Below are 24,308 nucleotides of genomic sequence, written 5' to 3' on the forward strand. Positions count from 1 at the left end.
AAAAATGACACAAAAAAAGGTCTGTTACTTACTCACGTTCATTGCATATTTTGGAATGCCTTTAGGAGTTCCTTTTATTAAAAGTGCCGAACCATATATTTTGGGTCTCCCGTTTCTATTATTTTGGATGGTTTTATGGATCTTTTTAGGAACTGGTTTAATGATTATAGTTCATCGTATAAATCCTGATGCAGAAGAGGAGGTGGAATAATATGATTATTTCAGTTGGAATCATTGTAATTTTCTTAGTGATTGCTTTATTTTTAGGTATTACTGCAAGTAGAGGTAAAGATATGAGCCTTGAACAATGGAGTGTTGGAGGCCGTGGATTTGGATCTATCTTCATTTTCTTATTAATGGCTGGTGAAATTTATACAACGAATGCATTTTTAGGGGTAAGTGGTTGGATGTATGGAAAAGGTGGCGTAGCATTTTACAATATCGCGATGCTGAACTATGTAATTGCTTACTGGTTAACACCTAAAATATGGGCTTATGGAAAGAAACATAGTCTACTATCACAATCTGATTTTTTTGAAAAGGCATATAATAGTAGATTTCTCGGCATGCTCGTAGCCGTTGTAGGGTTAGCTGCTCTAATTCCGTATTTAATCATTCAATTAAAAGGTCTAGGCATTATCGTTTCTGAAGCTTCCTATGGAGCGATCGATCCGAAAATAACAATTTGGATTGGCACAATTGCAATGATTGCTTATGTTATGGTTTCAGGAATTCATGGATCGGCTTGGACAGCTGTTATGAAAGATTTTCTTATTCTTGGTGTCGTGTTATTCCTTGGTATCTACTTACCTATACATTATTATGGTGGCATTCAACCAATGTGGGAAGCAATTGAAGTTGTTAAACCAGGGTTTTTAACATTTCCAGATTCAGGTTTTAGTACCTCATGGTATATTTCAACGATGATGTTAACATCGTTAGGGTTTTATATGTGGCCGCATACATTTGTTGCTACTTTTTCAGCGAAAAATGGAAATGCCTTAAGAAAAAATGCGATTATGCTTCCTATCTATGCATTATTTTTATTATTTATCTTATTTGCTGGAGCAGCAGCAATTTTACAAGTTCCAGGGTTAGAAGGAGGTGCTGTGGATTTAGCTTTATTTAAAATCTCCACGCAAACATTTAATCCAGTCATCGTAGGCTTTATTGGAGCAGCAGGACTATTAACTGCAATTGTTCCAGGTTCATTGATTTTGATGTCTGCAGCTACATTATTTGCAAAAAATGTTGTAAAACCTATTCGTCCACAAACTACTGATCAACAAATTGGTATCATTGCTCGTTATTCAGTTCCAGTGATTGCACTTGTTGCACTTTACTTTACTTTTAGTGGTGGCGGAGCAATTACGTTATTATTTTTAATGGGGTATGGACTAGTAACTCAATTTGTACCAGCGGTTGTATGTAGCTTTATAAAGAAAAATCCATTAACTTTACAAGGTGTGTTTGCTGGGATTATTGTGGGTGTCACGATTGTAGGTTGGCAAGCAGCTACAGGTGCTCATTTAAGTAAGCTGTTCCCAAGCTGGCCATCCTATATTCAAGATATCAACATTGGTTTCCTTGCATTGAGTGTTAATATTTTCGTAAGTTTAATGGTTAGCGTTTTTACAAGGAAAGTAACTGTTAAAGATGATGAAAGTATAGAAAGCATTTAGAAAGGGAGCCTGAGTGTCATGGGGTTTTTATTTTATATTTCGGAATAGCATCTTTAAATGTATCTGTTAAAAAAACATCAGGTATGACGCTGTTAAGATGTTGGGAAAGAAAAAGGACAAAACTAAGTGATTGGAATCAAAACTAGTTGAGTGAAGTTTTTGGAGATAATACAAAAGACCACTCTGCAAAATGAGTGATCTTCTGTATCATTTATTCCTCGAGAGAGGAGATTGGATGTTGCCGATTAATATTGGTAAATATGATTTGGTTTCTTTAAACACTTTTTAATTTAAAAATTTTCTCATCTGCTTTAGTAAGGCATTAAGTTCATTCGCCTCATTTTTAGTCTTAATCAGTGTTATAATCCATGCAAATATATATATTAATAAAAAACCACCAAGAAAATCTGCACTTAGAAAATTATCTGTCCACTTGTTATATAAAGATATAGAGAAGACTAATAGAAACATCAAGATAAAATGGATGACTAAAGCAAACAAATAGTTAATCTTTTCAATTTCAAAAATGATTGTAAAAATACCTGCGCAAGCTGAGATTATTAACACACCAATAATCTCAGCTTCTGAAGAGATGATATTTTTTCTCGATAGTAAAACTAGCATATAAATAAATGCACCAGTTCCTAAACCTGAAAGTAGTCTGTTTTTTAATTGCAATGAAATGTCTCCCCCTCAAAATTTTTATGATTTTAAGATAGGCTTGTTTAATTCTTTGTGTACATAATATGTATAAAGAATTCCTCCAAAGAAAAGCCCTATAGATAGACCACTTATGGCAGAATAAATTATATTGAATGAAATGTCATTATAAAATGATGGAGAAATGCCTAATGTGACATTTAAAAGATATTTCATCATAAAATTAATCAAAATAATGATTAATGGAAGATAGCATTTCTTTCTCATGATTACTAAATCCTGTATGTGAAAAATTTGATATTTTTTATACAACAAATAACCAATTAAAGTGCCTGGAAGTATGAAAAGGAAATAGCTTATTAAACATAGCTCTAAGTGCAAAAATTGAGTGATCATTTTTTCTAATCCCCATATCATAAAGATAAAAGGAACTAAAAACATTTTAGATAAATTGATTGGTCTTTCCTGGGAAATAGCAATCCCTCTTTTTATTAAAATGAATAATAATATCCATACCCACAATGGCGTTCTTAAAAATATTTCTGTAAGGTTGTTATACATTTTTTAATGCCTCCTTTGATGTTATCCATAATGGCATCAAAGGGGGAATAAAGAAATACGTATTAACATATGTGGTAAAAATCAATACATAAGTGGACTTTTGGAATATCTTGTTAGTGTCTTTTTCAAAGAAGATACATATTTTCTTGACACAATTACTTTCTCTTCGTTAGTGAGAAATGCTTCAAGATTACCATTAGGTTTAACCAAAAATTTATTTAAAAAATGAATATTGATAATGATAGTTTTCGAGATTCTAATAAAGTTATTGGGAAGATCATGTTCTAATTTATATAATGGGCTCTTTGTTTCAAAAATAGTATCATTTGTATAAATGAATATTTTTCGTTCAAGATATTCTAAATAAAATATATTGGAATAAGGAACTTTTTCTTGTTCGTTTTTTGATGTAGAATTTGCTATTAAATAGTTGTCAGAGCTTTTTTCAAGAGTTGATACGATATCTTGAATAAAGGATGTTACTTTATGAATGTTAAATGTACATGATTCTTCTTTAAGTTTTTCAATAATTTTAATGTTTACTTTCATTTAAGACATATATTCCTTTCAAAATTGATTCTTAGTAATTTATTTATTTACAGTAAAAGTTACTGCGATATTTGTAAAGAGTATATCAAAAAAGACCTAGTTACTTGGTCTTTTTGCAATTGTAAGATAGTTTTACCAAAATAGTTTTGTGATTTGTCTCGAAAAGGTAGAGATAAATATATAATCAAAGCGAAACTCTAAAGAATAATAGACTAAGGAACCGAGCTATTTCTAAGTGCAGAGGAATCTGTCCATTGGAATGGCTTTTTCGTATGACTATATTTGTTTTAAAAATTCAGTCCCCTATCATTTTTAAAACCTAAAATGAAGTCAAAGGAAATGGAGTGGTGTAGGTGAAGATGAAAAAAATTGGTCTTATTTTAGTTCTATTATTGGCAGGTTTTATAACAAATGGCGTAGTCGTACAATCTTGCTTCATTGATTATTCAACTCCTTCAGGATCGTTTGGATGATGCGCTCATCTACGCCATTAAAGAAGGAAATTTCAGCACTAGTTGTTTTAATGATGCAGCTCGGCTCAGGAGAGTTTTGTGGTGAAGATGAAGAGTTGTCAGTGATCTGATCTAGTGTCACAGGGACAATTGTTAGTTTGGTAGTTGACAGTACCGGAGGTGCCTGGTTATTTATATGCGTTATTTGATTACGGGCTTACTTTCTAACATTGATTTCTCGCGCTTTTTAAGGTTTTAACCTGTTTTATCCCAGTCTCTTTTTGGAGGTTTTTAACTTCTTTCAGCAAATGTTTACTGTTTCTATTGGTGTGCCGGAGCTTGCGGGACCATTTATCTTTCGTTTGGCTCCTTTTCTGTCTGCTATAGTTTTTTTAGCAACGTGAGGGCAAACTTTTTTATATTGTGATCCGCAAGCTGATTTATAATTTTTGATAGTGATTGAAAAGGTTTTGTATGGCATCTTGGATATTATGCTTTAATGAATCAGGCTTCACTGTTAAAACATGATGACCGTATTTCAGAAAGTAATTAGCAATAAATTTCTCTTCTCTAGGATTATAAAATCCCTTCACGACTGTTTTACTACCAATTTCTAATTTCATAGAAGGGAAATGTTCTTTATAAAAAATATCCTTTGCCTGTGCTGAAATCTCCACTTCAAAGTCAATACTCTCCTTCGATTTATAAATTTCTAATGAACGACGAATAAGATGATCAATAGAAAAGTGTGAGTTGATATCTTGTTCTTCTAAAGAGGTTATTTTATCACATCTGAAAACTCTATATTTATTCGTATTGAACTCTATTCCAGTAGCATACCATTGACCAAACCTAGCAGAAATTTTGAAAAATTGGACATGGTAATTTTTGTGCTCGTTATTTTTCAAATACTGAATCTTACAGGTGCTTTCATTAAGAACGCTTTTTAAAATTTTATCTAAAAATTGACTTACATGATTATGCTGATTTACTTCAAATTGCAGAACTTTTTTCATTTTGTGAATTTGCTGTATTTGATTTTTAGACAGACAGTTTTCAAATTTTTCATTTAGTTTAGTAACACTTAAATGGAATGGTGTTGATTGATATGATTCTAGCGTTAGCATGGCAAAGTACAGAGCATACACTTCATCAATCGTAAAGATAATGGGGGATAGCAATCTATTTTTTAAAAGACCATAACGTCCATGCCTGCCATGCTCAGTAAAAATAGGCATACCTAATTGTTCTAATGAACTAATATCACGTAGAGCTGTACTTTTGGAAATATTGTATTTAGTCATTAGGTCACTTAAATTAAAGTACTCCCGATTATTTAAGTATCTAATCATGTCATTTATTCTTTCTGATTTCTTCATACAAATCTCCTTAAAGGTGTCACGTTTTGATACCTTTACATCTTAAAATAAGATCGAGGTAATATCAATCGATAAGATATCTACCGAAATTATTTTATAAAGGAGATTGTAATATGAGTACAACACTAGAAGTAGCCATTTTCCTATCCATGAACGGAAAAGCTAGAGAAGCGGTCGATTTTTACAAAAAGCATTTTAATGCAGAGGAATTATTAGTCGTTACTTATGAGGACATGGCCAAACGCGATAGCTCGCTGCAGCTTACGGAAGAGAATAAAAATCATATTTCTCACTCCGTTTTATCCATTGGAAGAACAAAAGTAATGCTGGCAGAAGATACAATGGATGTTACAGAAAAATATGTAGCGGGGAATAACACTTCACTGTGTATTCAAAGTGCGGACTTAGAAGAAATCGAACATTTTTATAAGAGTCTGACAGCAGATAAGAGAGTAAGAATCATTGTTCCGTTAGCTAATAATGTTTTTAGCAAAGCATACGGAATAATTGAAGACCCGTTTGGTATTCAAATACAATTAATGTTCGATGATAGATTGCGTTAATATTATGGTACATTGTTATTTTTTAGAATGCAGTTTGACGGTAACGTTTAAGAGAGAGAGCACCTTAATTGTGTAGCTAAGTTCGAAGGAGAAGAAATGCTGGGTATGGGAGTAATCTATACCCAGCTTATTTATTGCTGATGGTAAATAATGAATTGAGTTAAATTTACATTAACCTAATTCAATTCGCCAGCCTGTACTTTAACTTTTATACAATAGATAAATTTGATTGGCTATATAGTCCGAACTGAAGTGTAAACCTTTCCTGATCCACCACATAATAACACCAATTAACGAAGCCGTTTTAATATCAACTGTTACATAGTTTTCTGGGAGTATTTGCTTACTATTCTCTCGTCTTTTTATTACAAGTTGTTGGAAAAAAATAAATAGCTTTTCTTCGAATTCATCATTGTCAAATAAAATTAATAAGTATTCACGGTGACTATATAAGTTATCTAATAGCTTCGTCAATTGCTCTTTTTCCGACAAATCTTTAGTATCAATAAGCGTCATTATTTGAATTGAAATTTCTTCCATGATTTCGCGGGTTTGGTGTTCAATTAATTCCTGAATATCATGGTAATGTAAATAAAAAGTTGTGCGATTTAATTTTGCAGCCTGCGCCACTTTTTGTACGGTCAATGAAGATGTCTTTTCCCCTGCACTTAATAATTGTAGGACCGCGTTCTTAAACATTTCCTTTGTTCTAATCGACCTTGGATCTTCTTTTTTATCCGTAGACATTTGTTCACTCCTCTGTTCATCATCTCTTGTTTCATCGACAGCTATTTTATTATTGTCGACTACTGAACAATTTCAAAAATATTGTTTATGGTCAAGAGATATAGCTTTCTGATACCATATACTTTATCGACAAATTGTCGATAATACAAGCTTCAATAGTAAGGGGTTCATATGCAAAACGAATTATCAGAAAGAGCAAAGACTACTTTATTGGTCGTATTAATAATGGGGTGTTTTTTATCCACTTTAAATCAAACATTGTTAAATGTTGCACTTAGTAACTTAATGGATGTATTTCAAGTAGATGCAGCTACCATCCAATGGTTATCTACTGGATTTATGCTTGTTAATGGGGTACTTGTCCCAATTACTGCATTTTTAATGAAGAGATTTACGACGAGACAACTGTTTATAAGCTCAATGGGCTTTTTATTAATCGGTTCAATTGTTTGTGGGAGTGCGATGAATTTTGGCCTACTATTAACTGGACGTATGATTCAAGCTGTCGGAGCCGGCATAATCGTACCTCTTATGATGACGGTAATTTTATATTTATATCCTGCTGAAAAGCGCGGAGCTGTAATGGGGAAAATAGGGTTTGCCATGATATTTGCACCTGCAATTGCTCCTACACTTTCAGGTTTCCTCATTGAATATTTCTCATGGCGTTGGCTATTTATCGGGCTAGTTCCATTTGTAATGGCTGTTATTTTGTTAGCAAATAAGTATTTAATGAATGTCGCAGAAACAACAAAAGTAAAGTTGGATATGTTTAGTATTTTACTCTCAACAATAGGGTTTGGCAGTATTCTATTTGGATTTAGTAGTGCAGGAAGTAAAGGCTGGGATGATGTAACTGTTTTAACAACGACCATTATTGGTATGATCATTACATCTCTGTTCTGTATCCGACAAATCAAGTCAAAAGATCCATTATTAAATTTAACTGTTTTCAAGTATAAAATTTTTACATTAACATCAATTATTAATGTTGTTATTACGGTGATTATGTACGCTGATTTAATTTTGCTACCAATGTACTTACAAAACGGGCGAGGTTTTACAGCATTAGAAGCAGGATTGCTACTCTTACCTGGAGCAGTCATTAACGCCTTCCTTTCACCAGTCACAGGGAAAATGTTTGATAAATATGGGGCTAAACCTTTATTTATAACTGGACTAGTATTTATTATTATTTCTATATGGGGCGTACTGGATTTAACCTCTTCTACGACCTTTTTATACCTAATGATTCGTACAATTATTTTACGAATAGGGTTAAGTTTTATTACGATGCCCTTAAATACAGCTGGCTTAAATGCACTTCCACGAGAATTAGGTTCACATGGATCTGCTGTTAATAATACGGTTCGCCAACTTGCAGGTGCTATTGGAACAGCTGTTGTCATGACTATTTATTCAATTCAATCAACTGCTCATGCTACGACACTTGAAACACAGCAAGTTGTTCACGAAAATATTCGTCAATTATCGTCTATTTTGAGTACCAATGATGCATATTTAGTTATGCTAGTATTTGCAATCGTCGGATTAGTAGTTGCATGCTTTATGCCGAGAGTGCAGAAAATTCAATAATTTTATTTAAAGCTGTTATACGAACATAAACCGTATAATGGCTTTTAGTTTGGAATTGAACAATATTATATCAGGTGTGTTTATCAATCATTTTTATCTATCCTAATTAATTAGAAGACTCTGATTTCCTCTACGGGTTACTCGCTTTCCTGCGGGCGAGCGTCGAGCAGCCCTACGCTACAATCAGTTGGCAATGGGAATATATTAGTAAAATAACAACAAAAAAATCCTTTTATCATTCAATAATAAACCTATTTTTTCCCAATCAACACGCATAATATTTTAATTTATGTTATTGCTATTGTAGGTAATATCAGGGTGTAAGGTGACAAAATGCAAACCATATTTTAAAATCAATGTTATTTTGGTAAAATGAGGAAGAGGTGGTTTTGTGGAGAATCAAAGTAAGAGCAATAGACTAGCTGCCATATCATTGATAATGACTGTAGTATTAGTTGTGGCAGCATTATTGGTTTTATTTAGTGGAATTCCAAACTCAGATTTAAGGATATCGATTTTCTTATTTTTAATGATTGATATTGGATTTATAGTGGCAATGATTTTGGGGATCAAGACAAAACAAACTGGTATAAGGGTTTTCAGTGTCATTTCGAATGGTATTTTTATTGTTTTCGTATTTTTTTTCATGTTTGCCATAGCCTTTTTCTATGGGTTCTCGGCACCATAAGATTAAGAAGACAGCTAATGATTAATAACGAAGATCGTTTTTTCTTGTTCAACTTAATGGCAGGTTAGTGTAGCAAGTCGTGAGTTTAAAAATCCTGAATGGAAAATAATAATAAAGTTATATATTATTTGCAAATGATTTCTATATAATAGATGTAGGTGCACTACAGTGTCTCTAGTGCTCCATTTTTATTAGATTAAAAGATGGAGGCGGAAAATTGAATGACCAATGAAAATGAAGTTTTGTTAGATAAAGGAAAACGAAATGAATTAAAAGTGAAAGAAGAAAGGAAAGAGGGAGAACCGACTCAAGCCTTCAAAGGGGCATCGTGGGCAGCGCTATTAGTAGGTGTTTCGTCTTATCTTATAGGTTTGTTTAATGCAAATATGCTATTGAACGAAAAAGGATTTTACTTTGCAGTTTTAGTATTCGGACTTTATTCGGCGATATCTTTACAAAAAGCAGTTAGAGATAAAGATGAGGGAATACCGGTTACGAGTATTTATTATGGTATTAGTTGGTTCGCACTAATTGTATCTATTTCATTAATTGCCATCGGTTTATACAATGCAGGAAGTATTGTTTTAAGCGAAAAAGGATTTTATGGTATGGCATTTGTTCTTAGTTTATTTGCAGCTATAACGGTTCAAAAGAATATAAGAGATACACAGAGAGCAAGAGAAAAAGATTGAGTTATGTACCACAACGGAGCAGAATCCTATTATGCTGCAAGGGGTTTCCGTGGCTCACTAAGGGTCTAAATTGTTGCATAGACAGCTACATTTAAATTGTGGAAAGGCTTCTTTTCATTCTTAGCTGAATAAGGCTCATTTAATTAACCAAACTTTTTTTATAAAAATCTCATACTTAGTTAGAAAGATTAACTCCATTTTGATCAATCTTTTTTCAAAATGGGGTTTTTGCATTTGCTGATAAATAAACCTCGGGCTGTACTCAGGTCCAAATTAGTAGATAGCTATTTTTATCTATCTTGATTTTCATAATATGCTTCATCCGCATATGTCTGGTCTGTTCCTTTAAGATTAGCACCAAAAGATACCCACAGAAATTGCTTCATATTTAAAGAAAAGCGGCCCAATTAATAACAAAGTTGAGCGGAAATTTCTAAAGACAATCTTTCAAATTTTCCTGTCACTCCGCCGTCAATATACTTTTCAGTGACTAAGTTCTCCTCTGCTTTAGACAACACATGTTCGTTCATAATAATAATTTAGCCTATTAATATTGAAGATAATGCAGGATCTGTGAAGGAAGTAGTTCCTAAATTTACAAAAAAAGATGAAAAGGGAATTCAAATAACTGACCCAGCTAATATAATCAAACTTTATTACCACCTACACTGTATTATACCTATGGAAGAAGATTTTAGGGAAACATCGAAGTGAAGAGAAACTCTAAAGAATAATAAACTGATAAACCAAGCTATTTCTAGGTGCAGAGAAATCTGTCCATAGGAATGGCTTTTTGTATGACTAATTTTGTTTTAAAAATTCAGTCTCCTTTCACTTTTAAAACCTAAAATGAAGTCAAAAGAAAGGAGAGTTGTAGATGAAGGTGAAAAAAATTGGTCTTATTTTCGTTCTTGCATTGGCAGGTTTTATAACAAATGGCGTAGTTGTACTTGCAGATGACGACAAACATGAATATAAAGAACATGAAGAGTATAAAGACGATGATGATGACGATTACGAGCATGATGAGGAATATTACGATGATGATGCTGATGATGAAGGGGAAGAAACTTACTATTTTCAAGATGCGGTAAGTGAAAAAGGTACTTGGAATATTTGGACACGAACAGTTGTAACAGATAAAGAAGTATTACCTTTCACGAACTCTCAAAAGGTCACATTAAAAGTAGAAGGGACAAATAAGGAGCTGAACTTTTCTGTGATACCAAAAGACGGAGAATTTTTTGTGCCGGGAAAAACAGTAGCACAGGTTTTAGGAGCGAAAGCGACCTTTTACAAAGAAAGTAAAATTTTGGCTATTCAATATCAAGCGAATGAATTACTTTTCCGTGCTGGAACAAACGTTGTCTATGATAATAACGTGAAAACGCCATCTCCTGCACAAGCATTTTATGTCAATGAAGAATTATATGTTCCTATTAGTACAATAACGAATGGCTTAGGCTATCTAGCAGAATGGCAAGAAAGTAATCAAACGTTTGTATGTCAGCCAATTATGAATTAGGGGGAACTATTATGAAAGAGCCGAAAAAGGCAAAGTGGGTATTAGGAGCGTCAGGGATCCTTTTAGCCGCAGCGATTTTAACCCAAATTAACAGCTCAACACAAGCCGAAACAACACGCACAAATAATAGTCAAGATGTAAATCAGCACAAAATGACAAAAAGAGAAAAAGAGCTAGTGCAGCTTGATTGGACGAACTTTGAAATGACAAGTCAACCCGCTGTTAAAAGCGAGCGAAAAACGAAAAGAACTTAATGGAGTTGGTCGTGTGGATACACTAACTTTACAAATAATGAATACAGAATTTTATATTGCTATGCCAAAAGGTAGTCATTTCACATGGAAAGAAAAAGCAGAGAAATGGCTTCAATACGTAGCGCAAGAGTGGTCAAGGTTTCAACCAAGCAACGAATTATCACAACTTAATGATTTAAAAATGGGAGAAACGCTACGCATTAGTTCGTTATTATATGATTGTTTAGTGCAAGCAGATCAATATTATCAACTTTCTCATGGTTTATTTTCACCATATCTTAAATTGCAATTAGAACAGCATGGCTACAATCAATCTTTCCCATTTGTAACAGTTAAAAGTAAGACATTTCAAAACGAACCTTTTATTGTAGATCAACCATTTCAATTTCTAGATGATGGGCAAGTGATGAAGGTAGCACAGCAGGAAATTGATTTAGGTGGGTTTGCCAAAGGATATGCTATTGAGAAGTTGGCTAATTGGCTTGAGCAAGATGTCTCTTCTGATTTTGGACTAATAGACGGGGGAGGGGATATGAAAATGTGGTCTTCTGGGGAAAAGACTTGGACGATCGGTGTTGCAGATGCCTGGAATATCGACAAGGAAATTAGCTCAATTAAAATGAAAACAGGTGCCATTGCTACATCCAATCAAGTTTATCGAAGCTGGGTGCAAGGAACAAAGAAGAAGCATCATTTATTGAACGGACAAACAGGTGAAGTTGCTGAAACAGATGTGCTACAAGCTTCAGTCGTCACGTCCTCTTTATGTGATGCAGAGGTTGGTGCAAAACTTTGCTTTCTTATGAAGGAAGATGAACTTCAGCAATGGTTCGAAAAAAATTGTCAGCAAAGTGCCCGCTTTATTGTGAAAGAAGGGAAAGCAGCAAATTGGAGGATGACAGGAGTGAAATAAATGTTAATAAGTACATGGGAATGGATTCGATTATTCGGATTTTTAGCGTATTTTTACTTTACAATTTCTGTTATATTTGGTTTATTGAGAAAATCATCATTTGTAAAAGCACATAAAAATTTAATTTATCATATACATCAAAACGCAGGATGGCTAGGGCTAGTCACTGTGATTGGGCATATGTTAGTGCTTATCATCGATCACTATGAGCCTTTTAATTTAGGAGAGATTTTAATCCCTTTCTCAGCTGAATATGAGTCCCTACCATCAGCCCTTGGAACAATAGCATTCTATTTATTTCTAATGGTAATCATGTCATCGGATTTATGGATGCGAACGATGAATCGCTCCTTATGGAAAAAACTTCACTTTCTTGTGTTACCAGCGTGGGTATTGTCACTTGCCCATGGAGTGCTTATTGGAACTGATTCAGAAAATACTTTCGTTATCATGTTTTATGTAGCTTCTGGAGGGGGGATCTTGTTGATATTGATGGTAAGAACAATAAGTCAGCTCAAAAATAAAGGGAATATTTCAACATCGCACAATCATTAAAGAGAATCGGGGCTGTTCTAAAAAGCCCCGACTCCTTTAAGATAATCAATATTTAAATAGGAATTTCAATATGAAATGTAGTGCCTTTACCTACTTTACTTGTTGCATAAATTTTTCCGTCATGCTGCTCTACTATTGCTTTTGCTATGGCAAGACCTAAACCAGTACCATTTCGTTGACGAGCAGAGTCACTTCTGTAGAATCGCTCAAACACTAAAGGCAATTCCTGTTCAGTCATACCAATTCCACTATCAGCAACAGTAATTTTTACAAACCCTTGATTTTTTAAAAGTGTAAGTGTGATTTTTCCACTATTTGTATACCTTGTCGCATTGTCTAATAAAATATAAAGTAGCTCTTGCATTTTTGAAGCATCTCCAAGTAGCTCGATGTTCTCTTGAATTTCAGTGGAAAACTGTATGTCAGAAGGCATAATCTTTTGAAATTTTGAGCTTACTTTATTGAGTAAAGTAGATAATGGTATTATTTCTTTATGAATAGAAGCCTGCTGCTGATCGTGTCTTGCTAAGAACAGCAGTTTTTCTATGAGCTCTTTCATTATTTCAGCCTCGTCTTTTAAATCCGCAATTAATTCTTTTCCAAAGGAGCTTAATTGTTTTGCTTCCTCAACTTCTAAAATTTCAAGTGAACTATAAAAAATACTGAGTGGTGTTCGTAATTCATGGGAGGCATCGGATACAAACTTTTTTTGTTTATCGAACGACCATTGAATAGGTATCATCGCTTTACCTGCCATATAATAGCTCAGTAGTCCGATTAAGACTGTCGAGATACAAGTTAAGAATATTAGTAAATACTTTGCATTTTGGAAAAAGTGATGCTGTGACGTTACAGATTTACCAACGATAATATACCCGACTACCGTATCGTTGTTTAAAATTGGCTTTTTTAGAAGAAGAAAATGCTCTTCTTGCCATTCATAATGTTTTAGGAGTTCTTCACGTGGGTTGCTATTGTCAAATACTTTTTCAACCTGTTTTTTCAGCCCTTTGTAAGATTCGTCGCCATGAACAAAATGATGATCCTTTGTGTAAATATAGTAAAAAAAATTACGATTTGGATTATAATTTAAAGTTTTTGTGTTTGCATAGACGTGTTCAAAAAAATCGTGCTCTTGCTTAGCGTAAAAATCCTCTAATTCGTTTATTTGTTGATTTTCCATCAATTTAACGAGTGAAAAGTATAGTACAATAACGAATAATGAAAATAATAAAAAGTAAAGTGTTGCATACAAAAAGGATAATTTTTTTCTCGTTTTATGAAACATTAGTTTTCCCTCAGCTTGTAGCCAATACCTCTGACATTTTGAATACGTGATTTGGATTGACCATCATCAATTTTTTTTCGCACAAGCTTCACTAAAGCATCTAAGGAATTATTCGAAACATCATAATCGTAGCCCCATATATAAATACAAATCTGTTCCCTTGTAAGTACACGACCTTTATTGATAAATAAATATTCTAAAAGTAAAAATTCATTTTTAGTTAAGTCAATTTCTTCATTACTGCACAAAAATACTCGGGAATCTATATTTAGTTGTAAATGATTTATTTGGATAACCTGTTCAATTACTTTATCTTTTCTTCGTAGTAATGCGCGAACTCTAGCTAATAGTTCCTCTATTTTAAATGGCTTTACTATGTAATCATCTGCGCCACTATCAAGCCCTTTAATGATGTCTACTGTATCGTCCTTTGCTGTTAGCATTAAAATACTACCATTGAATCCAGTGTCTCTTAACTGCTGGCATACATCAATTCCACTAAGCTGCGGCATCATCCAGTCTAAAATAACAAGATCATAAGTCTCTATAAGAGTATGGTCTAGCGCATCTTGTCCATCCCCGGCCTCTGTCACATTATGAAATTCTTTCTTTAAAATATGAACGATATTTCTTCTTAGTCGTGCATCATCTTCTGCTAATAATATTTTCAAGGCAGCTTCCTCCTGTTTACTATATTCAGCTAAATATACGCATAAAAAATGAAATGAAACTGAAAAGGTTCCATTCGGCAACACTAAATTTAAAATTATGCATTCCATATTTCGATTTTCGTACAAGTATTTATCGTTTACAATAATACATAAAGAGGTGGGGGTAAATAGCTATGGAAACATATTATGCCGTAATTTTCACATCACAAAGAACAGATAAGGATGGAGAGGGCTATGCCAAAATGGCAGAAGTAATGGATGAACTAGCACAAAAACAGCCTGGTTTTCTCCGTGTAGAAAGTGCTAGAAGTGTTGAAGGGAAGGGGATTACTGTATCCTATTGGGAATCACTAGAGGCAATCCAGGCTTGGAAAGAGAATTCTAAACATCTAGTTGCACAGCAATTTGGCAAAGAACAATGGTATACACAATATAACGTGGAAATTTGTAAAGTCATTAAAGATTATTCTTTTACAATGAATTAAATTGAGGAACGTCAAATCCTTATAGAGGGAGTTAATATATGACTACATCTATTTTAGAAGAATGGCATGAACAAAGGAAAAATTTCAATCCTTCAAATCCAGATAGAATTAATCAAATGCATGAGTTCAAGGAAAAATTGAAACTTGAAGAACAAACGGAGGAAAATCTAAGGATACTTGTAGACGTCTACTGCATGCTTAGAATGTATGCTGATGCCTATAAAATTTTCACTTCAGTTATGGATTTAGGGAATAAAAAAGATCGGAAAAAACTCGGATCAATAAAATATTACATAGATAATCCGAATTTTGTGAAGCCCTTGTATCCTTGTAAAATTAGAGAGGATCAAACAACTAAAACGGTAATACCTGAATTTAAATATTTACCAAATCCATTGCAATCCAAAATCTTTGAAGCAGAAGCAGTTGTTACCTGTGATTGCTGTGAACAGGAAGTAGATGTTTATTATACTGGGGGTATTTACGCTATTGAAGAGGTTGAATATCTCTGCCCTACATGTATACATATTGGTGCAGCTGCTAAAAAATACGACGGTACTTTCCAGCAAGATTTAATAAACGATAAGAGTGTTGTAAATGCAAATTTTACTGAGGAAGTTATGTGTAGAACACCAGGTTATGTTAGTTGGCAAGGTAATAATTGGATGGCTCATTGCTCAGATTATTGTGCATTTATTGGCTATGTTGGCTGGAGTGAGCTAGTGGAGCTAGGCATTACAGAACAATTTGAGAATTATACTGGATTTTCTAATGAAGAGTTGTCAGAATCCCTCATGAATAATGGGCATCATCAAGGGTATTTATTTCAATGTTTGGAATGTGGTCTCTATGTCCTTTTTTCTGATTTTAGTTAAATGAATATGTTAGAAAGCGGGAGATGACTTTCTGTTGTTAGATTAAAACACGAGAAAAGAAACGCTCAGAGATCAGCTACATTGAATCGTCCAGTTCGTGAAAATTAAAGAGCGTATAATTATCCCCTCCAAAGCTAGGTGGGGATTTTTAATATTTTGGAGTAAATGCTTTAAAGAGTTGCTTGATATATCACAAAATGATATATTGTTTTATGATATATCATTTTGTGATATGTTGGAGGTGTAGACAATGAAATCATTAGAGCAGTTAACAGATTCTGTTTTTTATATTATGGCGGCCTTAACGGAGCCTCGACATGGCTATGCTGTCATGAGTTTAATAGAGGAGACGACAAAGGGTACTTTTGTAGTTGGACCAGCATCCCTTTATACAATTATAAAAAAACTAGTAGCTGAACAGCTTATTCAGCTACACGATGATTCGGATTCTCGTAGAAAAGTCTATGTCTTAACGGATAAAGGTCGAGAAATATTACTTGAAGATATTGAAAGAAGAAAGGTCATGATTCATTTAGCAGAGCAGGGATTACAAAGGGGGAATATATAGTGCTTGATAAGAGATATATGATATCAGATGGTTTAGCTTTTTTTGAGGAACGCGATATGAAAAAATTAAGTAAAAAAGCGGCAAAGGGCTGGCATCTAAAAAGATTTCGATTTGCAGGCTATGAGCTAGAGAAAGGCGATTCAGAAGAAGTAATTTACAATATCGACTATCGTAAATTACGAGCTACTGAAGAAGAAGAGTATTTTGAACTTTTTGCTTACGGTGGCTGGACACATGTTTGTTCAAGTACTGATATGCATATTTTTAAAGCCGCTCCAGGCACTACACCTATTTATAGTGATGCTGAATCTTCTTTAGATAAATTAAATCGTCTTGCGAAGCCTGTTAATTTAGTAGCATCAGTTGCTCTTGCTATCACTATATTTTTGTGGATATTTATGACATTTACCTCTGGAACAATTCAATACATTGCACAGCAAGGATTTACATATTCATTTATTTTTACAGTTCCAGCCGTGATGACTTCTTGTGGAGTCTACTATCATATGTGGAAAAACCTACGATTAAGGTCCAAATATTAATGAAGAAAGAACGGAACGTAGCGGAAACCAGTGTTTCTTCTAATAAATAAAAGTGGGTAAAAATGTTAATTAACACACCTGATAAAATAAGAAAATCGACTGTAATATCAATCAGAAATATAAGGAGGCGCCCTTGAGAAGTCAAGTGGCGCCTAAAACATTTGTGGTAAAAATTCATTCATAAAACGTTGATTTTTACGTAGCCATATTTTCAAAATCATACGATACGTGAGGAGTCGTTGTCTTTTATGTGGTCTAGCCTTTGCCTCTATTAAACTTTGTAGCAGAATACATGTTTCTGTTGGGAATGCTTGAGGGTCAACGAGGACATCAAGCTTATAATCAATTAACTGAGCAGCTTGTACCTTTGCCAGTAATTGTGCAAAGTGAGTATTCATTTCTGGGAAGTTTTCTTCTAATTCTAGGTCGATTAAAGTATATAATGTTTGTTCAATTTCAGCTTCAAGTGCTTGTAATTGTTCGATTGATGGTTGTGTCAAAAAATCACCTCATAAATGTTGTTATACGAGTAGAAAACCAAGTGCTGCGAAAAGTATACCGAATAAAACTGTAGTGAATAAATAAACAATTGCTTGTCTCCATTTTTTCTGTTCCAAGAGCTGCAAGCATTCAAAACCGAATGTTGAAAATGTCGTATAGGCTCCTAAAAAACCAATCCCTATAAAATGCCAAAGCCAATCACTTAACTGTAAAGCAAATAGAAAACCCAGTGCAAAAGAGCCCGTTATATTAATCAAAAACGTTGCCCACGGATATGTATGAACAAGCCATTTCCCTAAATAAAACCTCGCTAGTGCACCCAAAAATCCACCAATTCCAACTATGATCATACGACGCGCCCCTTTGCTAGTTTAAATCCTAGCCATGCACAAGCTAAACCGCCAAAAACACTCACTAACGTATAAAGTACGGCTTGTAGCCATTTACTATCTTGTAAAAGTAATAACGTTTCTAGAGAAAATGTAGAAAAGGTTGTAAAGGCACCCAAAAAGCCAGTACCAATTCCTAAAACAACAGGTGTACGTGTTGTAAAAGTAGTAAAAAGCCATGCTAAACAAAAGCAGCCAATTAAGTTCATACAAAGTGTTGTAAATGGAAAACCGCCTGTATTTGGAAGTACAATACTTAGGCTATATCGACAGGTGGCGCCCAAAAATCCGCCAATCCCAACAGCTAAAAATGATTTCAAATTTAAGACTCCTTACTAAATTGTCTATATAGAAAAGTGTATCATGAGAAATGAATTTTAGATATATTTCAATCGTTATATGGATTCAAATATATCAAAGGATGTAGTGGCATTTTTAGCGTTTGGGTCGGTCCCTAATAAGTGCTACAAACTAAGTGTAATAATTATTTTGATAAAGTGTTTAGTAGCCTCTTTTTAGAGTGTACAGAGTAGCTCCGACGGATGTCATGTTGACTTCTATTAAATTCCTTCGGTTATACCAATATTCTGCCACGTATTTCGCAATTATTGTCCCCATGTCATAGTTTGATATGTATATAACTTATAAAAGGGAGGGGTGATTATGATTTCATGTTCCACCGTCTACTAAATATCCGTTAACGGAAAACCCGTGTACGGTTAAACCGGAAGCGGAATACCCGTACACGGAAAACCCATCAACGGAAAACCCGTTAACGGAAAATCCACCACTACTAATTAATAAATTACTAAATAATAAATTACTAATTAATAAATTACTAAAAATAATGATGATAAGAAGGGCGGTACTTGGAAAGCACATAGTAAAATCTGAAGAAATAATTTAGTGAAGCACATGAATTGGGATAGATAGCGAGCGACAACATTTGGAAGTAAAAGGGGATTATAATTTACCAGGACAAGTAATCGTTCTAAGTAACAGTAAAATGCAAGTCAATTCATTAGGGAAGACAAAAGGGCGGAAATGAAAGTGACAAATACAAATTGGAATCCCGATTCACCAGCTATGAAAATTAAAACAGAAAATTTTATTGTACAAGCGGCTTCACATCTGAAGGATTTACAAAATGGGACAATGACAACTGATCGTTTGGTAGGGGAGTATATTTCGTTTCAACAAATTCGGATTAAACAAGTAAACGAAGATAACGCTCTAATAGGCAGAAGCCTGGCAACAGGAACGTTATTCGTGTGCCAGACTTTGTATTATGCATAGTATTATGAAATATAGAATACAAGTCCTTTTCCTTCAACAATGGTTTTAGAATAGTACTTGCGAATGTCGTTAAAATAACTGTATAGATAGTCGAAAAACTGTTCTGCTTCCCCATCTTCCGCGTCGCCGTTGAGAGGGTAAATGGCCTCCTCAAGCATCTCGTTATAGTTGTATTTGGCAAGGAGCTCGTCTCGTGTCATGGCTTCAATGGCTTGATAGGCCTCGCGAATTTGCGGGGGTGTTAAATAAAAGGCGCCAAACTCTCCAAACTCTATAAGGTTGTCTTGATCCATTGGAATGACATAACTGAGCGGTGGTTCGCCGTCGCTAATATCTCCGCTGAGCATGTAATAAAGTGCCTGCCATGATTTGTCAATATCAAGATATTCTCTGTTATAAGGGTCCAGGTCTTCTAGCATTTTGGTTCTGGATACAAGTTGCTGGATTTCTTCCTCTGGCAAAGCCGTGTAGTAGCCGATCATTCCCATTTGTAATCTCCTCCTTATACGGACTGTCGCTTTTGTTATTAATAATATAATAACTTGAACATAGGAAGTTTTTAAGCATTTTTTATAAAAATTCCAATTAATTTTCTTGCTAAATAATAAACGCATGTTTTTGTGTAAACGAAATATATGTTCTTGTTTAAAGAGCGTGGAAGGTTGAAAGAGTAATTAGTTAAAGTAATGGCACATAATTAGTACTTCCTGTTTCTAATTAATAAAAGTGGATCGATAGGGTTAATTAATCCACCTGATACCGCATGTTGTTTTGAAGAAATAAAATGCTAAACGTAAGATTATGACTGTAGTAATTCATTGCTTTAAAGTGTTAATAATTTTCTGAAAAAAGTAAAAAATAAAAGTGGAGTTGTTGACAAATATTTCTAAAGTATGATAACCTTCAAGAACACTATAACAAATTAAGCGAAGGAGGTCATGGCAATGTTAGTTTTACCAGTATCATATCAACACACAACTGCATACATTGTCCATGTCTTCTAGCTTTGTATTTTACATTGCAGCAAAAGGCATGGGTTACATCTTGCCTTTTATTAAGAGACACATGCTCTTTTTTAGGGGTATGTGTCTTTTTTGTTGCAAAAAAGGTTGTAGTGATAACAAAAAAAGGAGTGTATGCAGTATGCGAAACACAGTACTAAAAATGATTTTCAAAAAGGAATGTCTAGATAGTGGGTAGTAAGCCTCAACAGCACTGGAGAAAGAAGGTTATGATGTATGTTTGATGTTTTAAGTAAATTAAGCTGGTTTTTTAAGAAATACTGGAAGCAATATACAGTAGCAATTGTACTTTTAATAATTGCTAGTGGCTTGGAAGTTGTTCCACCGTATTTACTAGGGTCAATTATTGATCTATTGACTGCTGGAGAAATGACACCAGCTATATTATCAAAGTATATTTTGATTTTTGTTGGCATCATTATTGGCGGTTATGCCCTTAATTTTGTGTGGCAATTCAGATTATTCGAAGGAGCTATTAACCTAGAGAAAATTTTACGTCGGAATCTTATGCAGCATTTTCTACGCATGACGCCAACGTTTTATGAAAAAAATCGCACAGGAGATTTAATGGCACGTGCGACGAACGATTTAAACGCAGTGTCACTAACTGCTGGCTTCGGGATTATGACACTGATTGATTCCACAATCTACATGGGCTGTATTATTTTCGCCATGGGTTATTTGATTTCGTGGAAGCTTACATTTTTTGCAATGTTGCCCGTGCCGATCATGGCCATCCTTATTCAATATTTAGGGAAAATTGTGCATGAACGTTATATGAAAGCACAGGATGCTTTTGGAGAGCTGAATGATAGTGTTCTTGAGTCCGTTGCAGGTGTGCGAGTGGTACGCGCATATGTACAAGAAAAAAAGGACGAAGCAAATTTTGCAGAGATGAGCGAGAGTGTGTATGAAAAAAATATGCACACCGCAAAAATTAACGCCTTATTTGGACCGATTACAAAAGTCGGTACTGGGATCAGTTATGTTGTAGCGCTTGGCTATGGTGCTCATTTAGTAGCGACTGAGGCTATGACAGTTGGGCAGCTTGTAACGTTCAATGTTTACTTGGGGCTAGCAGTTTGGCCGATATTTGCAATTGGAGAACTTATCAATGTCATGCAGCAAGGAAGTGCTTCTCTTGATCGTGTACAGGAGACGCTAAACTACGAGGCGGATGTTCAAAATATTGCGAATCCACAAATGATTGCGACACCGAATGCAATTGGCTTTGATGATTTAACATTTCAATATCCAATGAGTCAGGTGAAAAACCTCCAGCGAATTTCGTTGTCGCTGAAAAAGGGGCAAACACTTGGGATTGTTGGTAAAACAGGAGCGGGGAAAACGACCTTCCTGCGACAATTATTACGTGAGTATCCAATGGGCGAGGGGCAGCTAACGATTGATGGAGTTGATATTACTGCACAGACGAAGGAGCAGTTACTCGATTGGATTGGTTATGTCCCACAGGATCATGTTCTATTCTCACGTACTATTCGTGAAAATGTTTTATTTGGGAAAGAAGATGCGACACAGGCTGATTTGCAGCAGGCGATTCGTGCAGCATACTTTGAAAAGGATTTGAAAAATTTACCGATGGGACTTGAGACACTTGTCGGTGAAAAGGGTGTATCTCTTTCGGGTGGTCAAAAGCAACGTGTGTCAATAGCGCGCGCTCTTATTAAGGACCCTGAAATTTTAATGCTTGATGACTCGCTTTCGGCCGTAGACGCAAAGACAGAGGCAAAAATTATTGAAAATATACAGCGAGAACGACAAGACAAAACGACGATTATTACAACACACCGTTTATCAGGAATTCAGCATGCTGACTTAATTATCGTGCTAGATGAAGGCCAAATTGTAGAGCAGGGAACACATGAGCAACTCCTTTCACAACAAGGATGGTATAAAGAGCAATTTGACCGTCAGCAGCTAGAAGGAGGTGCCTCATGAGTACGAGTCAACGTTTAATGCGCTATGCAATGTATTTTAAAAAACCGATATTACTTGGATTATTTTTCTTAACAATCGCCGTCTTTACGGAGCTTGTTGGGCCATTTATTGCAAAGCACATCATTGATAATTATATGACAATTGGCCACATCGAACTAAAACCAATTACTTGGCTATTACTTGTCTATTTAATTTTAGCAATAGCTACAGCGGTTTTACGCTATTTTATGTATATCTATTTACAAATGGGTGCCAACCGTGTTGTGCAAAAATTACGTAAGGATGTCTTTGAGCATATTCAAACATTGCCAATTCAATACTTCGATAATTTACCAGCGGGGAAAATTGTAGCACGTGTAACGAATGATACGGAGGCTGTTCGTAATTTATATGTTCAGGTACTTTCAAACTTCGTTACGAGCTTAATTTCGATTGTGGGTGTTTATATCGCACTTTTCATTTTAAATTGGAAAATGGCCTTCCTTGCATTAACGATGGTACCAATCGTTTATTTATGGATGATTTTATATCGTAAAGTTGCTTCGAAATATAATGATGTGATCAGAACGAAAATTGCTGATATTAACGCCATGATTAACGAATCGATTCAAGGGATGACGATTATTCAGGCATTCCGCCGTGAGCAGCAAATGACGAAGGAATTTGATGACATGAATAATGAGCATTATGCATATGAGCGTAAGCTACTTTTCCTTGATTCTGCAACTTCCTTCAACCTTGTTAATACATTAAGACTTATTATGTTTACGATCTTTATTCTCTACTTTGGTACACAGTCATTTACGGCAACGGAAGTTATTTCTGCGGGGACATTATATGCCTTTGTTGATTATTTAACGAAATTATTTAATCCAATAACGAATATCGTCAATCAATTCTCTCAGCTTGAGCGCTCGCTTGTTGCAGGGAAGCGTGTGTTTGAGGTGTTAGATATTAACGGGGAACCTGTATCTGAAAAAAGTTTACCTCGTTATAAAGGAAATGTAGTGTTCGAAGATGTTTCCTTTGCTTATAAAAATGATGAATATGTATTGAAAAACCTATCATTTGAAGCACACCAAGGCGAAACAATTGCCTTAGTTGGTCATACAGGATCTGGAAAAAGTTCGATTATGAACTTATTGTTCCGTTTCTATGACCCATCTAAAGGGAAAATCACGATTGATGGAATTGATATTACTTCGGCTCCTCGTCAAACAATGCGTGAACATATGGGCATTGTTCTTCAGGACCCATATTTATTTACAGGTACTATTGCTTCTAACGTCAGCCTAAACAACCCTAAAATTTCACGTGAAAAGATAGAAGCTTCGTTAAAGGCTGTTGGCGGAGAAAGTGTCCTAGCAAATTTGCCAGATGGATATGATGAGCCTGTTATAGAGAAGGGGAGCACATTGTCATCTGGGCAGCGTCAGTTAATTTCCTTTGCACGTGCTCTTGCCTTTGACCCGGCTATATTAATATTAGATGAAGCTACGTCTAATATTGATACGGAAACAGAGGAGATTATTCAGCATGCGATGGACGTGCTGAAAAAAGGACGTACAACATTTATTATTGCTCACCGACTTTCTACTATTAAAAATGCAGATCGTATTCTTGTCTTAGATCGAGGGAAGATTGTTGAGCGTGGCACACACGACGAGCTTTTAGCACAGGGCGGCATTTACGAAAAGATGTATCAAATGCAGGCGAATTCATTGCAATAATAATATTTTGAATGCTTGTGCTTATAAAATGGCATAAAGGAAGCCCCACTTTACAAAAAAAGTGGGGCTTTTTATGTGCGCCCGGCATGCGCATGAACTATAGGGTGTAAGTCCCGACCCCCGGAGACAGAAGTAGGGGATAGCCAAGAGCAAGGGTGTCCGTGGT

At 34.9% G+C, this 24,308-nt stretch carries 28 protein-coding genes and 2 pseudogenes; 18 read left to right on the forward strand and 12 right to left on the reverse strand.

The window, feature by feature from the left end; genetic code table 11:
• Window positions 1-4 precede the first annotated feature (4 nt).
• Entirely contained in the window at window positions 5-211 is a 207-nt protein-coding gene (locus tag ACVWXS_RS21865; protein ID WP_456960141.1) for a DUF3311 domain-containing protein, read from the forward strand.
• A gap of 7 nt (window positions 212-218) precedes the next feature.
• On the forward strand, window positions 219-1,682 hold the full coding sequence (locus ACVWXS_RS21870) for a sodium:solute symporter family protein (RefSeq protein WP_456960161.1): 1,464 nt from the start codon (window positions 219-221) through the stop codon (window positions 1,680-1,682).
• Window positions 1,683-1,967: 285 nt separating this feature from the next.
• Here ACVWXS_RS21870 and ACVWXS_RS21875 read toward each other — a convergent pair whose 3' ends face one another.
• The 4 genes from ACVWXS_RS21875 to ACVWXS_RS21890 all read right to left on the reverse strand — a co-directional run bounded on the left by ACVWXS_RS21875 (window position 1,968) and on the right by ACVWXS_RS21890 (window position 5,283).
• The gene (locus ACVWXS_RS21875; protein ID WP_456960142.1) at window positions 1,968-2,360 is read right to left on the reverse strand and encodes a DUF3021 family protein; all 393 of its coding nucleotides are present in this window, start codon (window positions 2,358-2,360) and stop codon (window positions 1,968-1,970) included.
• Between the two features lie 24 nt (window positions 2,361-2,384).
• Entirely contained in the window at window positions 2,385-2,903 is a 519-nt protein-coding gene (locus ACVWXS_RS21880; RefSeq protein WP_456960143.1) for a hypothetical protein, read from the reverse strand.
• 81 nt (window positions 2,904-2,984) lie between these two features.
• The gene (locus tag ACVWXS_RS21885) at window positions 2,985-3,452 is read right to left on the reverse strand and encodes a LytTR family DNA-binding domain-containing protein (protein ID WP_456960144.1); all 468 of its coding nucleotides are present in this window, start codon (window positions 3,450-3,452) and stop codon (window positions 2,985-2,987) included.
• Between the two features lie 892 nt (window positions 3,453-4,344).
• On the reverse strand, window positions 4,345-5,283 hold the full coding sequence (locus tag ACVWXS_RS21890; RefSeq protein WP_456960146.1) for a helix-turn-helix transcriptional regulator: 939 nt from the start codon (window positions 5,281-5,283) through the stop codon (window positions 4,345-4,347).
• 113 nt (window positions 5,284-5,396) lie between these two features.
• Here ACVWXS_RS21890 and ACVWXS_RS21895 point away from each other — a divergent pair, with 113 nt between their 5' ends.
• The gene (locus ACVWXS_RS21895) at window positions 5,397-5,846 is read left to right on the forward strand and encodes a VOC family protein (RefSeq protein WP_456960147.1); all 450 of its coding nucleotides are present in this window, start codon (window positions 5,397-5,399) and stop codon (window positions 5,844-5,846) included.
• Window positions 5,847-6,047: 201 nt separating this feature from the next.
• Here ACVWXS_RS21895 and ACVWXS_RS21900 read toward each other — a convergent pair whose 3' ends face one another.
• Entirely contained in the window at window positions 6,048-6,593 is a 546-nt protein-coding gene (locus ACVWXS_RS21900) for a TetR/AcrR family transcriptional regulator C-terminal domain-containing protein (protein WP_456960148.1), read from the reverse strand.
• A 171-nt stretch (window positions 6,594-6,764) separates the two neighbouring features.
• Between ACVWXS_RS21900 and ACVWXS_RS21905 the strand changes: the two genes are divergently transcribed.
• From ACVWXS_RS21905 to ACVWXS_RS21920, 4 genes and pseudogenes are all read left to right on the forward strand, one after another.
• The gene (locus ACVWXS_RS21905; RefSeq protein WP_456960149.1) at window positions 6,765-8,189 is read left to right on the forward strand and encodes a DHA2 family efflux MFS transporter permease subunit; all 1,425 of its coding nucleotides are present in this window, start codon (window positions 6,765-6,767) and stop codon (window positions 8,187-8,189) included.
• Window positions 8,190-8,580: 391 nt separating this feature from the next.
• On the forward strand, window positions 8,581-8,877 hold the full coding sequence (locus ACVWXS_RS21910; protein ID WP_456960150.1) for a hypothetical protein: 297 nt from the start codon (window positions 8,581-8,583) through the stop codon (window positions 8,875-8,877).
• A gap of 221 nt (window positions 8,878-9,098) precedes the next feature.
• On the forward strand, window positions 9,099-9,569 hold the full coding sequence (gene yiaA / locus ACVWXS_RS21915) for an inner membrane protein YiaA (protein ID WP_068984589.1): 471 nt from the start codon (window positions 9,099-9,101) through the stop codon (window positions 9,567-9,569).
• A 3-nt stretch (window positions 9,570-9,572) separates the two neighbouring features.
• Window positions 9,573-9,638, forward strand: a pseudogene (locus ACVWXS_RS21920) (DUF4256 domain-containing protein); the annotation flags it as partial.
• A 285-nt stretch (window positions 9,639-9,923) separates the two neighbouring features.
• On the opposite strand, the pseudogene ACVWXS_RS21925 reads toward ACVWXS_RS21920, so the two are convergent.
• Window positions 9,924-10,099: pseudogene (locus ACVWXS_RS21925) on the reverse strand (glycosyl transferase family 2); the annotation flags it as partial.
• 347 nt (window positions 10,100-10,446) lie between these two features.
• Between ACVWXS_RS21925 and ACVWXS_RS21930 the strand changes: the two are divergent.
• The 4 genes from ACVWXS_RS21930 to ACVWXS_RS21945 are packed head-to-tail and all read left to right on the forward strand — an operon-like array spanning window position 10,447 to window position 12,816.
• Entirely contained in the window at window positions 10,447-11,094 is a 648-nt protein-coding gene (locus tag ACVWXS_RS21930; RefSeq protein WP_456960151.1) for a stalk domain-containing protein, read from the forward strand.
• Between the two features lie 11 nt (window positions 11,095-11,105).
• Window positions 11,106-11,348, forward strand: a complete 243-nt coding sequence (locus ACVWXS_RS21935; RefSeq protein WP_456960152.1) for a hypothetical protein — start codon at window positions 11,106-11,108, stop codon at window positions 11,346-11,348.
• A gap of 13 nt (window positions 11,349-11,361) precedes the next feature.
• Entirely contained in the window at window positions 11,362-12,261 is a 900-nt protein-coding gene (locus ACVWXS_RS21940) for an FAD:protein FMN transferase (RefSeq protein WP_456960153.1), read from the forward strand.
• On the forward strand, window positions 12,262-12,816 hold the full coding sequence (locus ACVWXS_RS21945) for a ferric reductase-like transmembrane domain-containing protein (RefSeq protein ID WP_368635103.1): 555 nt from the start codon (window positions 12,262-12,264) through the stop codon (window positions 12,814-12,816).
• Between the two features lie 52 nt (window positions 12,817-12,868).
• Here ACVWXS_RS21945 and ACVWXS_RS21950 read toward each other — a convergent pair whose 3' ends face one another.
• On the reverse strand, window positions 12,869-14,104 hold the full coding sequence (locus tag ACVWXS_RS21950) for a sensor histidine kinase (protein WP_456960154.1): 1,236 nt from the start codon (window positions 14,102-14,104) through the stop codon (window positions 12,869-12,871).
• A complete protein-coding gene (locus tag ACVWXS_RS21955; RefSeq protein WP_456960155.1) occupies window positions 14,104-14,775 on the reverse strand; it encodes a response regulator transcription factor in 672 nt (223 codons plus the stop codon). The genes ACVWXS_RS21950 and ACVWXS_RS21955 overlap by 1 nt, the downstream gene beginning before the upstream one ends.
• A 173-nt stretch (window positions 14,776-14,948) precedes the next feature.
• On the opposite strand from ACVWXS_RS21955, the gene ACVWXS_RS21960 reads away from it, so the two are divergent.
• From ACVWXS_RS21960 to ACVWXS_RS21975, 4 genes are all read left to right on the forward strand, one after another.
• Window positions 14,949-15,260 carry an antibiotic biosynthesis monooxygenase family protein gene (locus tag ACVWXS_RS21960; RefSeq protein ID WP_423489603.1) on the forward strand — a complete coding sequence of 104 codons (312 nt, stop codon included), beginning with the start codon at window positions 14,949-14,951 and terminating at the stop codon, window positions 15,258-15,260.
• A gap of 38 nt (window positions 15,261-15,298) precedes the next feature.
• Window positions 15,299-16,135, forward strand: coding sequence for a CbrC family protein (locus tag ACVWXS_RS21965; protein WP_456960156.1), 837 nt, complete (start codon window positions 15,299-15,301; stop codon window positions 16,133-16,135).
• A 250-nt stretch (window positions 16,136-16,385) separates the two neighbouring features.
• Window positions 16,386-16,703, forward strand: a complete 318-nt coding sequence (locus ACVWXS_RS21970) for a PadR family transcriptional regulator (RefSeq protein ID WP_068984582.1) — start codon at window positions 16,386-16,388, stop codon at window positions 16,701-16,703.
• Window positions 16,703-17,245 carry a DUF2812 domain-containing protein gene (locus ACVWXS_RS21975; protein WP_456960157.1) on the forward strand — a complete coding sequence of 181 codons (543 nt, stop codon included), beginning with the start codon at window positions 16,703-16,705 and terminating at the stop codon, window positions 17,243-17,245. The genes ACVWXS_RS21970 and ACVWXS_RS21975 overlap by 1 nt, the downstream gene beginning before the upstream one ends.
• Window positions 17,246-17,397: 152 nt before the next feature.
• Here the strand turns inward: ACVWXS_RS21975 and ACVWXS_RS21980 are convergent, their stop codons facing one another.
• Genes ACVWXS_RS21980 through crcB (ACVWXS_RS21990) form a run of 3 tightly spaced genes read right to left on the reverse strand, consistent with a single transcriptional unit; the run spans window position 17,398 to window position 18,455 of the window.
• A complete protein-coding gene (locus ACVWXS_RS21980) occupies window positions 17,398-17,745 on the reverse strand; it encodes a hypothetical protein (RefSeq protein ID WP_456960158.1) in 348 nt (115 codons plus the stop codon).
• Window positions 17,746-17,766: 21 nt separating this feature from the next.
• On the reverse strand, window positions 17,767-18,096 hold the full coding sequence (crcB, locus tag ACVWXS_RS21985; RefSeq protein ID WP_368635097.1) for a fluoride efflux transporter CrcB: 330 nt from the start codon (window positions 18,094-18,096) through the stop codon (window positions 17,767-17,769).
• Window positions 18,093-18,455 (reverse strand): fluoride efflux transporter CrcB, encoded by a 363-nt coding sequence (gene crcB / locus ACVWXS_RS21990; RefSeq protein ID WP_368635096.1) that lies wholly within the window; start codon window positions 18,453-18,455, stop codon window positions 18,093-18,095. Before crcB (ACVWXS_RS21990) ends, crcB (ACVWXS_RS21985) begins: the two co-directional genes overlap by 4 nt.
• Window positions 18,456-19,185: 730 nt before the next feature.
• Here crcB (ACVWXS_RS21990) and ACVWXS_RS21995 point away from each other — a divergent pair.
• Window positions 19,186-19,431 carry a hypothetical protein gene (locus tag ACVWXS_RS21995; protein ID WP_368635095.1) on the forward strand — a complete coding sequence of 82 codons (246 nt, stop codon included), beginning with the start codon at window positions 19,186-19,188 and terminating at the stop codon, window positions 19,429-19,431.
• 2 nt (window positions 19,432-19,433) lie between these two features.
• Here ACVWXS_RS21995 and ACVWXS_RS22000 read toward each other — a convergent pair whose 3' ends face one another.
• A complete protein-coding gene (locus tag ACVWXS_RS22000; protein ID WP_456960159.1) occupies window positions 19,434-19,919 on the reverse strand; it encodes a YfbM family protein in 486 nt (161 codons plus the stop codon).
• A 750-nt stretch (window positions 19,920-20,669) separates the two neighbouring features.
• On the opposite strand from ACVWXS_RS22000, the gene ACVWXS_RS22005 reads away from it, so the two are divergent.
• Together ACVWXS_RS22005 and ACVWXS_RS22010 are read left to right on the forward strand one after the other, a co-directional pair.
• On the forward strand, window positions 20,670-22,412 hold the full coding sequence (locus ACVWXS_RS22005; RefSeq protein WP_368635093.1) for an ABC transporter ATP-binding protein: 1,743 nt from the start codon (window positions 20,670-20,672) through the stop codon (window positions 22,410-22,412).
• The gene (locus tag ACVWXS_RS22010; protein ID WP_456960160.1) at window positions 22,409-24,142 is read left to right on the forward strand and encodes an ABC transporter ATP-binding protein; all 1,734 of its coding nucleotides are present in this window, start codon (window positions 22,409-22,411) and stop codon (window positions 24,140-24,142) included. The genes ACVWXS_RS22005 and ACVWXS_RS22010 overlap by 4 nt, the downstream gene beginning before the upstream one ends.
• Window positions 24,143-24,308: the final 166 nt, after the last annotated feature.

The organism is Lysinibacillus sp. TE18511, assembly GCF_054062295.1.

What these genes read in the sequence shown, in the direction of transcription:
- ACVWXS_RS21865 (WP_456960141.1), top strand. Translation starts at nt 5, where the DNA reads ATGACACAAAAAAAGGTCTGTTACTTACTCACGTTCATTGCATATTTT.
- ACVWXS_RS21880 (WP_456960143.1), bottom strand. Translation starts at nt 2,903, where the DNA reads ATGTATAACAACCTTACAGAAATATTTTTAAGAACGCCATTGTGGGTA.
- ACVWXS_RS21885 (WP_456960144.1), bottom strand. Translation starts at nt 3,452, where the DNA reads ATGAAAGTAAACATTAAAATTATTGAAAAACTTAAAGAAGAATCATGT.
- ACVWXS_RS21890 (WP_456960146.1), bottom strand. Translation starts at nt 5,283, where the DNA reads ATGAAGAAATCAGAAAGAATAAATGACATGATTAGATACTTAAATAAT.
- ACVWXS_RS21895 (WP_456960147.1), top strand. Translation starts at nt 5,397, where the DNA reads ATGAGTACAACACTAGAAGTAGCCATTTTCCTATCCATGAACGGAAAA.
- ACVWXS_RS21900 (WP_456960148.1), bottom strand. Translation starts at nt 6,593, where the DNA reads ATGTCTACGGATAAAAAAGAAGATCCAAGGTCGATTAGAACAAAGGAA.
- ACVWXS_RS21905 (WP_456960149.1), top strand. Translation starts at nt 6,765, where the DNA reads ATGCAAAACGAATTATCAGAAAGAGCAAAGACTACTTTATTGGTCGTA.
- yiaA (WP_068984589.1), top strand. Translation starts at nt 9,099, where the DNA reads ATGACCAATGAAAATGAAGTTTTGTTAGATAAAGGAAAACGAAATGAA.
- ACVWXS_RS21930 (WP_456960151.1), top strand. Translation starts at nt 10,447, where the DNA reads ATGAAGGTGAAAAAAATTGGTCTTATTTTCGTTCTTGCATTGGCAGGT.
- ACVWXS_RS21935 (WP_456960152.1), top strand. Translation starts at nt 11,106, where the DNA reads ATGAAAGAGCCGAAAAAGGCAAAGTGGGTATTAGGAGCGTCAGGGATC.
- ACVWXS_RS21945 (WP_368635103.1), top strand. Translation starts at nt 12,262, where the DNA reads ATGTTAATAAGTACATGGGAATGGATTCGATTATTCGGATTTTTAGCG.
- ACVWXS_RS21950 (WP_456960154.1), bottom strand. Translation starts at nt 14,104, where the DNA reads ATGTTTCATAAAACGAGAAAAAAATTATCCTTTTTGTATGCAACACTT.
- ACVWXS_RS21960 (WP_423489603.1), top strand. Translation starts at nt 14,949, where the DNA reads ATGGAAACATATTATGCCGTAATTTTCACATCACAAAGAACAGATAAG.
- ACVWXS_RS21965 (WP_456960156.1), top strand. Translation starts at nt 15,299, where the DNA reads ATGACTACATCTATTTTAGAAGAATGGCATGAACAAAGGAAAAATTTC.
- ACVWXS_RS21970 (WP_068984582.1), top strand. Translation starts at nt 16,386, where the DNA reads ATGAAATCATTAGAGCAGTTAACAGATTCTGTTTTTTATATTATGGCG.
- crcB (WP_368635097.1), bottom strand. Translation starts at nt 18,096, where the DNA reads ATGATCATAGTTGGAATTGGTGGATTTTTGGGTGCACTAGCGAGGTTT.
- ACVWXS_RS22000 (WP_456960159.1), bottom strand. Translation starts at nt 19,919, where the DNA reads ATGGGAATGATCGGCTACTACACGGCTTTGCCAGAGGAAGAAATCCAG.
- ACVWXS_RS22005 (WP_368635093.1), top strand. Translation starts at nt 20,670, where the DNA reads ATGTTTGATGTTTTAAGTAAATTAAGCTGGTTTTTTAAGAAATACTGG.
- ACVWXS_RS22010 (WP_456960160.1), top strand. Translation starts at nt 22,409, where the DNA reads ATGAGTACGAGTCAACGTTTAATGCGCTATGCAATGTATTTTAAAAAA.